The 13,188-nt window shown below is 68.0% G+C and carries 13 protein-coding genes and 5 pseudogenes; 11 read left to right on the top strand and 7 right to left on the bottom strand.

What is annotated here, in order from left to right; all coding sequences use genetic code 11:
- Positions 1-87 precede the first annotated feature (87 nt).
- The gene (locus tag AD428_RS13770; RefSeq protein WP_053245560.1) at positions 88-357 is read left to right on the top strand and encodes a sulfurtransferase TusA family protein; all 270 of its coding nucleotides are present in this window, start codon (positions 88-90) and stop codon (positions 355-357) included.
- 77 nt (positions 358-434) lie between these two features.
- On the opposite strand, the pseudogene AD428_RS13765 reads toward AD428_RS13770, so the two are convergent.
- Positions 435-1,015 (bottom strand): annotated as a pseudogene (locus AD428_RS13765) (hypothetical protein).
- Positions 1,016-1,377: 362 nt separating this feature from the next.
- Between AD428_RS13765 and rpsP the strand changes: the two are divergent.
- Both rpsP and rimM read left to right on the top strand, forming a co-directional pair.
- The gene (gene rpsP / locus AD428_RS13760) at positions 1,378-1,638 is read left to right on the top strand and encodes a 30S ribosomal protein S16 (protein ID WP_053245559.1); all 261 of its coding nucleotides are present in this window, start codon (positions 1,378-1,380) and stop codon (positions 1,636-1,638) included.
- 103 nt (positions 1,639-1,741) lie between these two features.
- The gene (rimM, locus tag AD428_RS25015; RefSeq protein WP_082308401.1) at positions 1,742-2,302 is read left to right on the top strand and encodes a ribosome maturation factor RimM; all 561 of its coding nucleotides are present in this window, start codon (positions 1,742-1,744) and stop codon (positions 2,300-2,302) included.
- Here rimM and purL read toward each other — a convergent pair.
- Positions 2,211-4,433: pseudogene (gene purL / locus AD428_RS13755) on the bottom strand (phosphoribosylformylglycinamidine synthase); the annotation flags it as partial. The gene rimM and the pseudogene purL overlap by 92 nt on opposite strands.
- Positions 4,434-4,789: 356 nt before the next feature.
- Here purL and AD428_RS13750 point away from each other — a divergent pair.
- From AD428_RS13750 to AD428_RS13740, 3 genes are read left to right on the top strand one after another with little or no spacing between them, the layout of a single operon-like run.
- On the top strand, positions 4,790-5,317 hold the full coding sequence (locus AD428_RS13750; protein WP_053244600.1) for a TRAP transporter small permease: 528 nt from the start codon (positions 4,790-4,792) through the stop codon (positions 5,315-5,317).
- The gene (locus AD428_RS13745; protein WP_053244601.1) at positions 5,314-6,612 is read left to right on the top strand and encodes a TRAP transporter large permease; all 1,299 of its coding nucleotides are present in this window, start codon (positions 5,314-5,316) and stop codon (positions 6,610-6,612) included. Before AD428_RS13750 ends, AD428_RS13745 begins: the two co-directional genes overlap by 4 nt.
- A gap of 49 nt (positions 6,613-6,661) precedes the next feature.
- Entirely contained in the window at positions 6,662-7,687 is a 1,026-nt protein-coding gene (locus AD428_RS13740; protein WP_053244602.1) for a DctP family TRAP transporter solute-binding subunit, read from the top strand.
- A 249-nt stretch (positions 7,688-7,936) separates the two neighbouring features.
- Here the strand turns inward: AD428_RS13740 and greB are convergent, their stop codons facing one another.
- The 3 genes and pseudogenes from greB to AD428_RS13725 all read right to left on the bottom strand — a co-directional run.
- Positions 7,937-8,494, bottom strand: coding sequence for a transcription elongation factor GreB (gene greB, locus AD428_RS13735; protein WP_053244603.1), 558 nt, complete (start codon positions 8,492-8,494; stop codon positions 7,937-7,939).
- 67 nt (positions 8,495-8,561) lie between these two features.
- Positions 8,562-9,407 carry a 3',5'-nucleoside bisphosphate phosphatase gene (locus AD428_RS13730; protein WP_053244604.1) on the bottom strand — a complete coding sequence of 282 codons (846 nt, stop codon included), beginning with the start codon at positions 9,405-9,407 and terminating at the stop codon, positions 8,562-8,564.
- Positions 9,408-9,455: 48 nt separating this feature from the next.
- Positions 9,456-9,959: pseudogene (locus AD428_RS13725) on the bottom strand (alpha/beta fold hydrolase); the annotation flags it as partial.
- An 8-nt stretch (positions 9,960-9,967) separates the two neighbouring features.
- Here AD428_RS13725 and AD428_RS26125 point away from each other — a divergent pair.
- The 3 genes and pseudogenes from AD428_RS26125 to AD428_RS13715 all read left to right on the top strand — a co-directional run.
- Positions 9,968-10,045, top strand: a pseudogene (locus tag AD428_RS26125) (cytochrome o ubiquinol oxidase subunit III); the annotation flags it as partial.
- Complete coding sequence (gene cyoD, locus AD428_RS13720; protein WP_053245558.1) at positions 10,045-10,392, top strand: cytochrome o ubiquinol oxidase subunit IV; 348 nt, start codon at positions 10,045-10,047, stop codon at positions 10,390-10,392. The pseudogene AD428_RS26125 and the gene cyoD, both read left to right, overlap by 1 nt.
- Before the next feature lie 144 nt (positions 10,393-10,536).
- Positions 10,537-11,145, top strand: coding sequence for a LysE family translocator (locus tag AD428_RS13715; protein ID WP_053245557.1), 609 nt, complete (start codon positions 10,537-10,539; stop codon positions 11,143-11,145).
- A gap of 10 nt (positions 11,146-11,155) precedes the next feature.
- Here the strand turns inward: AD428_RS13715 and AD428_RS13710 are convergent.
- Positions 11,156-11,700, bottom strand: a pseudogene (locus AD428_RS13710) (GNAT family N-acetyltransferase).
- Between the two features lie 97 nt (positions 11,701-11,797).
- Here AD428_RS13710 and AD428_RS13705 point away from each other — a divergent pair.
- Entirely contained in the window at positions 11,798-12,013 is a 216-nt protein-coding gene (locus tag AD428_RS13705; protein ID WP_053245556.1) for a SlyX family protein, read from the top strand.
- Positions 12,014-12,248: 235 nt separating this feature from the next.
- Positions 12,249-12,599: a DUF4148 domain-containing protein gene (locus AD428_RS13700; protein ID WP_053245555.1), complete on the top strand. Its 351-nt coding sequence runs from the start codon at positions 12,249-12,251 to the stop codon at positions 12,597-12,599.
- Positions 12,600-12,706: 107 nt separating this feature from the next.
- Here the strand turns inward: AD428_RS13700 and AD428_RS13695 are convergent.
- Positions 12,707-13,188 (bottom strand): substrate-binding domain-containing protein (locus AD428_RS13695; RefSeq protein ID WP_235490229.1); only part of this gene is annotated, 482 nt, incomplete at its 5' end.

The following is a 13,188-nucleotide window of genomic DNA, read 5'->3' as shown; positions in this document are numbered from 1 at the left end:
GGACATGGCCATGGGCGGCGGCACCGACGTGGCCGCCTTGCCGGCGGCCATCGCCAGCGTCCGGAAATGGGTGGACGAGCGCCTCTGATGGATACGCAGCACAGCGCCACGCCGGGCGGCGCCGAGGCGCCTGCCTTCGAGCAGGAGGTCGACGCCAGCGGGCTGGCCTGCCCGCTGCCCATCCTGCGCGCCAAGAAGGCGCTTGCGCAGATGCGGAGCGGACAGGTGCTGCGCGTCGTCACCACCGACCGCAACGCCGTCCGCGATTTCCAGGCGTTCTCGCGCCAGACGGGCAACGAGCTGGTGGCCCAGCTCGAAAGCGGTTCGAGCGCCGTGCATTATCTGCGGCGGCGCTAGCGCGCGTGCCGGCGCCGCGCGGGTCAGGAAAAGGCCGGAGCGATCCGGCCTTTTGCATGCGACGCGCGCGTCCTGGATCATTTGTGGATGGCCGCCGCCACGGCCTGCGTGATGGTGAAGTCCACCAGGTCGCCTTCCTTGAGCTGCTGCAGCCTATCCTGCAGCGCGGGGTCCTTGACCTGGATGGTGCGCATCCCGCCTTGCGGACCCTTGAGGGTGACGAGGTTGGCGCTCTTGTTGAGATGCCAGATTTCCGCCGTGATGGTGGTCTGCCGGCCTACCGCTGCGCCGGGTTTGTCGCCGGGGGCGCTGCGGGACGCGCCGGTCTGCGCGCTTATGCCCGTCGCGCCCGAGCCCGCCGGCCGCACGTCCACGGCCACGGATTCGTAGTAATCGAGGCTGAGCGTGTCGCCGACCTGAATCTGCCGGAAGTTGCGGATGTCGGGGCCGGCCTGGACGTCTATCGTATTGCCTCGCTCGCCCTGCAGTGTGATCGTGCGGGTGGCGGGGTCCACCGCGGTGACCTTGCCCGTGGCGGAGGTCAGGGCCGCCCCCACGACGCGGGCCGCCGCGGCAGCGGCGCGGCCAGCGCGCCCGCCAGCAGGGCGGGCAGCGACAACCGGGCCAGTCGCGTGAAACCGGATTGCTTTTTCTTCATGGTGTTGCTCCCATCGGTCAGGGAAGGGAAAGCGGGGCGCCACGGACAACCCCCGGAGCCCGTGCACGGAGGAAACACGCATTTCAGGGGGCGTCGCGGCATCGCGCTCCCACGCAACGGCCTGAATTTGTAGAATATCCGGCTGTGGCGGTTTTTGCAGCCGCTTCGTTGGCGGCAAAGCAGGTTCCGAAGCCGGTCCGCGCACGGAAAACCCGCCCTCCGGGCGCCAGCCGCCCCGGCGCGGCGCGGGTTTGCGGCGTGCAAATCGCGTCACGGACAGACATTCGGCGCCGCCATTTGCCAGCAGTCTGGTTTAGATGCTAGAATTTCCCGTTTTTCACAACTAATTCAAGGGATTACCTATGGTGGTGATTCGCCTGGCCCGCGGTGGGTCCAAGAAGCGTCCGTTCTACAACCTGGTGGCCACCGATTCGCGCAACCGTCGCGATGGCCGTTTCATCGAGCGCGTGGGTTTCTACAACCCCGTCGGCAACGAAGGCGCTGAAAACCTGCGCATCTCGCTGGACCGCGTGCAGCACTGGACCAGCAACGGCGCTCAGCTCTCGCCCGCCGTCGAGCGTCTGGTCAAGGAATACTCGGCCAAGGTTTCGGCCGCGGCCTGATTGCGGCCCGGTCGCGACCCAAGCGCGGTCTGAGGGCGCCTTGCCCGGCCCCGTGCCTGGCATTGCCCGATTTCCGCTTCATTCTTGCCGATACGCGCAATACATGTCTGATGCCGCTACTTCCGGCGCGGCGCCCGCGGACTTGGTTGAACTGGGCCGCGTCACCGCGGCCTACGGTATCAGGGGCTGGGTGAAGGTGCAGCCGCATTCGGCCCAGGCCGAAGTGTTGCGCACCGCCTCCCACTGGTGGCTGACTCGCCCTGTGCCTGAATTGGCGCGGGGCGCGGTCGTTTCTGCGCCGGTGTCCTACAAGGTCTTGCAGGCCCGCTCGCAGGGCGCCACCGTGGTCGCCCAGCTCGAGGGCGTGTCCGATCGCAACCAGGCAGAAGCCTTGCGCGGCCTGCTTGTGCAGGCTTCGCGCGGCGCCTTCCCGGCTCCCGAGGAAGACGAATACTACTGGGTCGACCTGATCGGCTGCTCGCTCTGGAGCGATGCCGAGGGCGATCCCGTGCTCGTCGGCGTGGTCGACGAAGTGTTCGACAACGGCGCCCATGCCGTGCTCAAGGTGCTGCGCCAGCGCCAGGGGCCTCGAGCATGGCGATGGGCGTGCGCTCGCCCATGGCCATGGCTTCGCCGCGGAACCCTTCGTAGTCGGCCAGGGTGACGGCGCAGTCGGCCACCGGCACCTGCCACGGGCCGACCATCTGGTCGCGGCTGGAAAGGCCGCCCACGGTGCGGTCGCCGATGGTGATGAGGAAGGTCTTGTTGGCCACCGCGGGATGGCGCAGCACGCGGTACGCGGCTTCGGTGAGGTCGATGCCGGCGAGGTCCAGGGGGCCGGACACGCCGGGCAGGCGCCGGACGTCGCGCGTCATGCGGGGCGGCTTGCCCAGGATGACGTCGATGGGCACGTCCACCGGGCGCACTTCGCTCTCGCCCTGCGGTCGGACGTCGTCCAGGCCCGGCAGCCCTTCGCCGTCCACCACGCGCAACTGGCGCTCTTCGGTGGCCACGCCGACCACGGCATACGGACAGCGCTCGCGGCGCGCGATGGCGTCGAAGCGTTCCAGGTCTTGCGGCAAGATGGAGAGGACGTAGCGCTCCTGCGACTCGTTGCTCCAGATTTCGGCGGGCGACAGGCCCGATTCTTCGAGCGGCACGCGCTTCAGGTCGAACACGGCGCCGCGGCCCGCGTCGTTGACGAGCTCGGGAAAGGCGTTGGACAGCCCGCCCGCGCCCACGTCGTGGATGGCCAGGATGGGGTTGCGCTCGCCCTGCTGCCAGCAGCGGTCGATGACCTCCTGGGCGCGGCGTTCGATTTCGGGGTTGCCGCGCTGGACGGAGTCGAAGTCGAGTTCGGCGGAGTTGCTGCCCATGCTGATGCTGGAGGCCGCGCCCCCGCCCATGCCGATGCGAAAGCCCGGGCCGCCGAGCTGGATCAGCAGCGCGCCCGGCGGAATGATCTCCTTGCGCGTGAGGCCGGCGTCGATGCTGCCCAGGCCGCCGGCGATCATGATGGGCTTGTGGTAGCCCCAGCGCACGCCCCCGGCGGTCTGTTCGAAGGTGCGGAAATAGCCTAGCAGGTTCGGCCGGCCGAATTCGTTGTTGAAGGCCGCGCCGCCGATGGGGCCGTCGATCATGATGGACAGCGGCGAGGCGATGCGCTCCGGCAGACCGTGGTGGTCGGCCTCCCAGGGCTGGAGGGCGTCGTCGAAGCGCAGATGCGAGACGGTGAAGCCGGTAAGGCCGGCCTTGGGCTTGGAGCCGCGGCCGGTGGCGCCCTCGTCGCGGATTTCGCCGCCGGCGCCGGTGGAAGCGCCCGGAAACGGCGCGATGGCGGTGGGATGGTTGTGGGTTTCCACCTTCATGAGGGTATGGACGACGGTGTCGCGACGCACGTAGCGGGCGGCCTCGGCGCCCTCGCCCGCCACGCCCGGCACCCCGGCCTGGAAGCGCTGGGCCGCGCCGCCTTCCATGATGGCGGCGTTGTCGGAATAGGCCACCACGGTGCCGGCCGGCTGCGCCTTGTGGGTGGCGCGGATCATGCCGAACAGCGTGTCGGGCTGCTCCTGGCCGTCGATGACCCACTGGGCGTTGAAGATCTTGTGGCGGCAGTGCTCGCTGTTGGCCTGCGCGAACATCATGAGCTCGACGTCGGTGGGATTGCGCCCCAGATCGCCGAAGGACTTGGCGAGGTATTCGATTTCGTCGTCGGACAGGGCCAGGCCCAGGGCGGTGTTGGCTTCCTCGAGCGCCTGCGCGCCGCGCGACTGCACGTCGACGGTGCGCATGGGCTTGCCCGCCAGCGGCTCGAACAGCGCGCGGCCATCGAAACCGGCGTCGACCACGGTTTCGGTCATGCGGTCGTGCAGGCAGGCGGCCGCGCGGGCCAGCATGTCGGCGTCAAAGGACCTGGCGCCCAGCAGGCCGCGCTCGGGGGTGAGCAGGTAGCGCACGCCGCGCTCGATGCGGCGCACCGCCGACAGCCCGCAGTTGTGGGCGATGTCGGTGGCCTTGCTGGCCCAGGGGGAAATCGTGCCCAGGCGCGGAATGACGAGCAGGGCCAGGCTCTTGGCCGAAGGCTGCCCGGCCTCGGAGGGCGTGCCGTAGTCCAGCAACTGGACGAGCCGCTGCTGCTCCTCGGCCGACAGGGCGGCGTCGGTATGGACGAAGTGCTCGTAGCGGGCGGAAATGTCGGCCACCGGCAGGCCGGCTCCCTTCAGTTGCGCCAGCAGGCGCTCGCGGCGGAAGGAGGACAGGACGGAGGAACCGGGCAGATGCTGAACTAGGGACACGATGCGGGCGCCGTAATGGGATGGGTGCAAAACAAAGATTTTACCCGTTCAGGGGTTTTCCCGGATTCGTATTTGCCGAGGGCCCGGCGGGATGCCCCGGGGTTCTGTTACAAAAGAATTCCGCCGCGCCGCCAGTTCGATATTGCGACGCAACAATGCCGCATTTACCAGTGCGATGGGGTTGTTTTAATCCCGGCAACCCGCCCGAGAGCCACCGTCTTGCGGCAACGCAACATGTTGCGCCCGGCGCGAAACACGGGAAAACACGAACTAACGCGCCCGGCGGGCGACGGTAGGATGCAGCGACCCTATTAAAAAGAGACAAACCGCGCCGCGGCGCGCTGGCTGCAACCCTCATGTCCCGCCCCGAAGCTCCCGACGAGCCCGTCGAACCGATCATCCCTCCCGAGACCGACCCCGAAGTAAAAGTGCCGCTGGCCATCGAAGACTGGCTGGCCGTGGGCGTGCTGGGCCTCCTGGCCGTCATTACCTTCCTGAACGTGCTGGTGCGGTACTTCACCGACCAGTCGTTCGCCTGGACGGAAGAGATTTCCGTGTTCCTGCTGATCGTGCTCACCATGGCGGGCGGCAGCATGGCCTTCGTGCGCAATCACCACATCCGCATCGAGATCCTGGCCGACTCCGGCTCCGCGCGCCGCCAGCGCATCATGGCGCTGTGGGCCAACGGCTTCGTGCTGCTGTTCTTTGCGCTGCTCACCGTGCTGTCGGTGAAGCTGGTGATGGACGAGTTCACCTACGAGGAAACCTCGCCCGCCATCGGCGTGCCGACCTGGTGGTATTCGATCTGGCTGCCCGTGATGGCGGCGGCGATTTCGCTGCGCACGCTGGGCACCCTGCGCCGCCTGGCAAGGGGCGGCCAATGATCGCCACCCTGCTTTTCGCGGTCTTCATCCTGCTCATGCTCATCGGCGTGCCGGTGGGCGTGGCGCTGGGCATCGGCGGCACGGTGGCCATCGTGCTGTCCAACCTGGACACGCCCTGGTATGGGCTGCTGACGGTGCCGCAGAATTTTTACGCGGGCCTGGCCAAGTATCCGCTGCTGGCGATTCCCATGTTCGTGCTGGTGGGCTCGATCTTCGACCGCTCGGGCGTGGCCAAGCGGCTGGTGGATTTCGCCATTGCCATCGTCGGGCGCGGTCCGGGCATGCTGCCCCTGGTGTCGATCGCGGTGGCGATGTTCTTGGGCGGCATCTCGGGCTCGGGCCCGGCCTGCGCGGCCGCGGTGGGCGCGGTGATGATCTCCGCCATGTCGCGCGCCGGCTACCCCGGCGCGTTCTCGGCCTCGGTAGTGGCCGCGGGCGCCGCCACCGACATCCTGATCCCGCCGTCGGTAGCGTTCATCATCTATTCGGTGCTGGTGCCGGCGGCTTCGGTGCCCGCGCTGTTCGCCGCGGGGATGGTGCCCGGCGTGCTGGCCGGCATCGCGCTCATCGTGCCGGCCGTATGGCTGTCGCGCAAGCACAGGATGGGTGCGCTGGAGGCCCACCTTCCCCGCCCGCCTTTCTGGCGCAGCCTGCGCGAGGCGTCCTGGGGCCTGGCCGCGCCCGTGCTCATTCTGGGCGGCATGCGGCTGGGCTGGTTCACGCCCACCGAGGCCGCGGTGGTGGCGGTGTTCTATGGCCTCTTCGTGGGGATGTGCATCCACCGCACCATCAAGATCCGCGATCTGTTCGTGATCCTGCGCGAGGCGGCCGAGCTGTCGGCCGTCATCATGATGGTGGTGACGCTGGCCGGCATTTTCGCCTGGGCGCTGTCCACGCTCAGCGTGATCGATCCCATTACCCACGCCATCGTGAATTCGGGCCTGGGCGAATGGGGCGTGCTGGCGCTGCTGATCCTGCTGCTGATGACGGTGGGCATGTTCCTGGACGGCATTTCGATCTTCCTGATCTTCGTGCCGCTGCTCACGCCCATCGCCAATGCGTATGGCTGGGATCCGGTATGGTTCGGCGTGATTCTCACTCTGAAGGTGGCGCTGGGACAGTTCACGCCGCCGCTGGCCGTGAACCTGATGGTGTCCTGCCGCATCGCCCGCGTACCCATGGAAGCCACCGTGCGCTGGGTGGTCTGGCTGCTGGGCGCGATGTTCCTGGTGCTGGTCGCGGTGCTGGCTTTTCCGCAACTGGCGCTGTGGCTGCCGCACAAGCTGGGCTATTGAACCCATGCCCGTCCTATTACGACTACAGACTGCAAAGAGGAGACCTGCCATGAAATTCCGCACCCTGATCGGCGCCGCGCTGTGCGCCGCCTTCGCCGCCACGGCTCCGGCCCAGGCGCAAAACTACAAGTCCGAATACAAGCTGTCCATCGTCGTCGGCACCTCGTTCCCGTGGGGCCAGGGCGCCGAGATCTGGTCCAAGCTGGTGCGCGAGCGCACCGACGGCCGCATCAACATCAAGGTCTACCCCGGCACCTCGCTGGTGCAGGGCGACCAGACCCGCGAATTCACCGCCATCCGCCAGGGCGTGATCGACATGGCCGTGGGCTCCACGATCAACTGGTCGCCGCAGGTCAAGCAGCTCAACCTGTTCTCCCTGCCCTTCCTGATGCCGGACTACGCCGCCATCGACTCGCTGGTGCAAGGCGAAGTGGGCAAGGAAATGTTCAAGTACATCGAGAAGGCCGGCGTGGTGCCGCTGGCCTGGGGCGAAAACGGCTACCGGCAGCTCAGCAACTCCAAGCACGAGATCAAGCGGCCCGAAGACATGAAGGGCCTGAAGCTGCGCGTGGTGGGCTCGCCGCTGTACATCGACACCTTCACCGCGCTGGGCGCCAACCCCACCCAGATGAGCTGGGCCGACGCGCAGCCCGCGCTGGCCAGCGGCGCGGTCGACGGCCAGGAAAACCCCCTGTCGATCTACACCGGATCCAAGCTCTACACTGTGGGCCAGAAATACCTGACGCTCTGGAACTACGTGGCCGATCCGCTCATCTTCGTGGTGAACCGCGAAGTGTGGAATTCGTGGTCCGAGAAAGACCGCGAAATCGTCCGCCAGGCCGCGCTGGACGCCGGCAAGCAGGAGATCGTGATCGCGCGCAAGGGCGTAACGCCGGAAGATCCGTCGCTGCTCAAGGAAATCGCCGGCCACGGCGTCACCGTGACCGAACTCTCCAAGGCCGATCACGAGGCATTCGTGGCCGCGACCAAGCCGGTCTACGACAAGTGGAAGAAACAGATCGGCGAGGACCTGGTCAGCAAGGCCGAGAAAGCCATCGCCGCCCGCAAGCAGTAAGGCAGTAGGCGGACCCCGAACCGACAAGCAGCAAGCCCCAGGGGAACGGCGGCGCAAGCCGCCACGCCGGGCAGGGACGCCAGATCCCGCCCTCCATGACGGGCGCCGGCCACAAGCCGGCGCCCGTTACCTTTCTTACCGCCGGGCTGCCCCAAGGCAAAAGCGCCCCCGCGGGGCGGCAGGCCCGCACAGCGGACGCGGCGTCGGGACATCTATTTCATTGCGCTTCGCGCCCGGCGGCGGGCGTCATCACATGCGCTCGGGGTAGCGCACTTCCAGGATGTCCAGCTCCTCCACGCCGCCCGGGGTGCGCAGCACCACGGTGTCGCCTTCCCTGGCCTTGAGCAGCGCGCGCGCCACGGGGGAAATCCAACTGATCCGGCCCGCCAGCGGCTCGGCCTCGTCCACGCCCACGATGGTGACGGTGTGCTCCTCGCCCGCCTTGTCCGAGTACAGCACGGTGGCGCCGAAGAAAACCTGGTCGCGGTTGGGCTGCAGCGCCGGATCGACCACCTCGGCGATATCCAGGCGCTTGGTGAGGAAACGCATGCGGCGGTCGATTTCGCGCAGGCGCTTCTTGCCGTAGAGGTAGTCGCCGTTTTCCGAGCGGTCGCCGTTGGAGGCGGCCCACGACACCACTTGCACCACGGCCGGGCGCTCTACGTTCATGAGGCGCGCCAGTTCGCCGCGCAGCTTTTCGTAGCCCTCGGGCGTCATGTAGTTCTTGGTGCCCGCCGGCAGCGCCTGGGCCTGCGGCAGGTCGTCGTCGTCCTCGCGGTCGGATTCTTTGACAAAGGCTTTGTTCATGATTCGGACGGTGGGCGCAGCGGGCTGCGCAAGCAAAAAAGCGGCGTGGCGACCCGGCGCCGCGGTCCTATAGCCAGTCTTGCCAGACGGGCTTGAGATCGGGCGGCAGCGGCGGCAGGCGGCCGAGATCGGCGCGGCTTTCGGTGGGACTGTGAAAGTCGGATCCGCGCGAGGCCAGAAAACCGTAGCGGCGCGCCACATCCGCGTAGCGGCGGGCGTCTTCGGGCGTATGGCTGCCGGTGGTGACTTCGATGCCCTCCCCGCCCAGGTCGAGGAATTCGTCGAACAGGGCGGCGAACTGGAGAGGCGTGTACTTGTAGCGGCCTGGATGGGCGATGACGGCCATGCCGCCGGCGCCGCGTATCCAGCCCACGGCCTCGGCCAGGGTAGCCCATTGCATGGGCACGTGGCCCGGGCAATCGTCGCCCAGGAACTTGTTGAAAACCGTCTGCACGTCGGGGCAGTAGCCGGCCTCGACCAGGTAGCGGGCGAAATGCGTGCGGCTGATGAGCTCGGGGTTGCCCGCGAACGGCAAGGCGCCCTCGTACGCGCCCGGCATGCCCATGCCGGCCAGGCGCTCGCCCATGCGGCGGGCGCGGTCGGCGCGGCCGGCGCGCGTCTTGCGCAGGCCTTCGACGAGCGCGGTGTTGGAAGGGTCGAATCGCAGGCCCACGATGTGCACCGTGTGGCCGGCCCAGGTCACGGAGATTTCGACGCCGGGCACGAAGCGCATGTCGACTTCGCGCGCGGCCTTGGCCGCCTCGGCCAGGCCGCCGACCTCGTCGTGGTCGGTGAGGGCCCAGACGTCCACGCCATTGGCGTGCGCGCGCAGCGCCACCTCGCGCGGCGCGAGCGCGCCGTCCGAGACGGTGGAATGGCAATGCAGGTCGACATTGGGGCCAGCGCTTTTCATGAGGCTATTGTAGAGAAGCTCCGGCGGCGTGGATAGCGCGGCCGCCTCTCAGTCTTCGAGCAGGAAAGCCGCCACCGGCCCGACCTGGGCCGGGTCCATGAGCGTGGGCGCGTGGCCCACGCCGTCGACCTCGTGCACCCGCGCGCCCGGGTTGCGCTTGAGCATGTCCTCGACCGTCTCGCGCGACAGCAGGTCGGACTGCGCCCCCCGCACGATGAGAATGGGGCAGTCCAGCGCATCGTAGGCGCGCCACAGTATCTGCTCGCCCGCGGAAAGCGCCTGCGCGCTCTGCGCCGCGATGGGCCTGGCCAACGCCAGGTCGTAGTGCTTGACCCACTTGCCGCCGCGCTCCACGTAGACGTGCCGGCCCAGCTCGCGCCATTGTGCGTCGGTGTGGGGGCCGAACGTCTCGGAAGCGGCGCGCATCGCGGCGATCGCCTGTTCCAGGGAATCGAACTCGCCGGGCTGGCCCACGTAGCCGCCGATGCGGACCAGCGCACGCGCCTCCAGCCGGGGGCCGACGTCATTGAGCACCATTTTGTCGAAGCGCAGCCCCTGGTCTGAGCCTGTTCTGGCACTTCCTGGACATCGTCTGGATCTGCGTCTTCACCTTCGTCTATCTCATGGGAGCCATCTGATGTCGCACCATTCCGCGGCCGCCAGCGGCCATGACGAGCACGCCGCCGACCACGGCACCCTGAAGTCCTACATCGTGGGCTTTGCGCTCTCGCTCATCCTCACCTTCGGCTCCTTCGGCCTGGTGATGAGCGGCGCGCTGCCGCGCGCCACCGTCGTCATCGGCGTGGTGGCGCTGTGCGTGGCCCAGCTTCTGGTGCAGCTGGTCTACTTCCTGCACATGGGCTCCAAGTCCTCGCGCGACAACCTTTCGACCTTCGTCTTCACCGCGCTGATCATCTTCATCATCGTGGGGGGGTCGGCCTGGGTGCTGTACAACATGAACGTCAACATGGGCCATTCGATGTAAGGCTCCTGTTCCGACGCTGCACGAAAAAACGGGCGCCGCTGGCGCCCGTTTTTCTTTTGCCTGCCCGCGGGCGCGGCGCGCCCGCAAGGGAAACGGGCCGGCAAACGTATACTTCCCCCATCCTTCGATCCGCGGAATTTCCCCATGGCCCTGCACACCTGGCTGCTCTATCTGCTCGCCGTCACCGGCCTGTCGCTCACGCCCGGCCCCAATACGCTGCTCGCGCTGACCCACGGCGCGCTGCACGGACACCGCAGGGCGCTGTGCACCATCGCGGGGGGCGCCGCCGGTTTCGTCGCGCTGATCGCGCTTTCCATGCTCGGCATCGGCGCCCTGCTCAAGGCCTGGGCGCCGGCCCTCACGGCGCTCAAGTGGGCCGGCGGCGCCTACCTGATCTACCTGGGCGTGCAGCTCTGGCGCGCCCCGGGCGTCACGCTGCGGCCTCCGGCCGGCGCGCCCGCGCTGCGCGGCACGCGCATGTTCGGCCAGGGCTTTCTCTCCGCCATCTCCAACCCCAAGGCGCTGCTTTTCTACGGCGCCTTCCTGCCGCAGTTCATCGATCCGGCGCGCAGCCTGCTCACGCAGTTCGCGGTCATGGCGGCCACCTTCGCCGGCATCGAATTCGCGGTGGAGTATGGCCTGGCCCGGCTGGCGCATCGCGTGCGGCCCTGGCTGGAACGCGCCGGCCGGCGCTTCAACAAAGTATGCGGCGGCCTGTTCGCCGCCCTCGGCGTGGCGCTGCCCACGGCCTGACGCCCCCGCTTCAGGCCGGCGCGCCGCCCAGCTGCTTGTGGAAGTAGGTCGTGGCGCAAAGCGCGCCGTCCGGCATCAGCGCATAGTTGGGCACCACGCCCACGCGCAGCCAGCCGCAGCGCGCATAGAGCCGCTCGGCGTCTCCGCCCGTTACGGTGTCCAGCACCAGCACGGTCTTGCCCTCGGCCCGCGCGGCCTCGTCCACGGCCTGCAGCCAGGCGCTGGCCCGATGCCCCGGCGCCGGGCCGAGCGGCAGACCAGCATCTTGGCCACGTCGGCCCGGTGCGGCTGGTTCTCGGGCTGGGCCGTCACCAACTGCACGGTGCCGACGATGCGCCCCTCCAGGCGCGCCACGAGCAGGATGCGCTCGCCGCGCGCCACGCCCTGCGCCACCGACGTCCAGAACGCCACGGCGGCAGGCCGCGCCAGGGGCAGCATGAAGCTCACGGAAGCTCCGCCTTCCACGCAGTCGATCAGCACATCGGCCAGCTCCTGCACGCTGGCGGCCGCCGCGACGCCATCGAGGCGGCTTATGCTGACCTCGTTATCGCTCATGGTTTCTTCCTCGGCATAATGGTGTCCCGGAACCGGGGACGGCCTGGATCATACTGCCTTGCGGCGGCCGCGCCGGGATTGCGTTCTAATAGCGCGCATGAACCCATCGCAAGACATTGAACGCCGCCTCACCGAGCTGGAAATCAAGGCGAGCTTTGCCGACGACCTGCTCGACCACCTGAACCAGGTCATCGCGCGCCAGCAGCAGCAGATCGAGCTGCTGGCGCGCGAGCTGGCCGAGCTGCGCCGCCAGGGGCCGGAAAACGCCCCGGCATTTCGCAGCCTGCGCGACGAGATTCCCCCGCATTACTGAACGCCCCGCACGGCGCGCCGGCTGCGCGGGCTATCTCACGCCATTTTGATTCCATACACGGCAAAAAAAACGGATATATTCATTATTATCCCAATAGTGAAAATATCTTTTACGGATATAAGGGTTTATACCTACCTCCCAAGAGCGCACACTATTCGCATCGGGATACAGCAACGAACCACGACGGACAGGCCGCCGGATTCGCTCCCAAAGCTCTTGAAATCGGAGGTTTATCATGAAGACGCTTGCTACTGCTCTGATGTTGTCCCTGGCCGCCATCAGCTCCGGCGCCTACGCTTCGCAGAACATCGAACCCAACAACATCCCCTTCCAGGGCGTGTACGGCGCCGCCTACGACGGCCCGGCCCGCGCCCAGGTCCAGGCCGAACTGGCCGCCGCCAAGGCTGCCGGCCAGGTGTCCAACGTCGAGCCCAACGACATGCCCTTCCAGGGCGTCTACGGCGCCGTGGAATCGGGCAAGACCCGCGCCCAGGTCCGCGCCGAACTGGCCGCCGCCAAGGCCGCCGGCCAGGTATCCAACGTCGAGCCCAACGACATGCCCTTCCAGGGCGTCTATGGCCAATGAACACCGCCCCATCACAATAATGTGAATACCCCCTCCTCTTGTTGTACTTGGGCCGCCAGCATTGGCGGCTTTTTTTACCTCGGGGCGGCGCGGCGGCAAGGCCCTCTTCACGCGACGCGCGCGATGGCGGCGAGGATTTCGCGGAACGCCTGCGCGGCCGGCCCCAGCGGCTGGTCGACGCGGTGCGCGAGGTAGGCCTCGTAAGCCACCCGCGCCTCCCGGCCCAGGGCAGCGGTGGGCAGCGGCACCAGCCGCCCTTCGCGCAGGTCGCGCTCGACCAGCCAGACAGGCAGACGCCCCCAGCCCAGGCCGGCGAGGATCATGGCGTGTTTGGCGTCCTGCGTATTGACGCGGCAGGTCTGGGGCGACAGCACGCCGAAGTCGCGCCCCTCCGACAACGCCGAGGGATCGGACTGCACGATCTGCAGATGATCGGCCAGGTCGTCCAGGCCCAGGGACCGGCCGGACGGCGCCGCCGCCAGCGGATGTCCGGCCGCCGCCACCGCCACGATTTCCGTGGCCGCCAGCGCCTCCAGCGCCACCCGCGGGTCGCGGAACCCTTCGCCCACCATCACGGCCAGGCTGGCCC

It is taken from the genome of Achromobacter sp. DMS1 (genome assembly GCF_001270295.1).
This window is presented reverse-complemented; position numbering and strand designations above follow the sequence as displayed.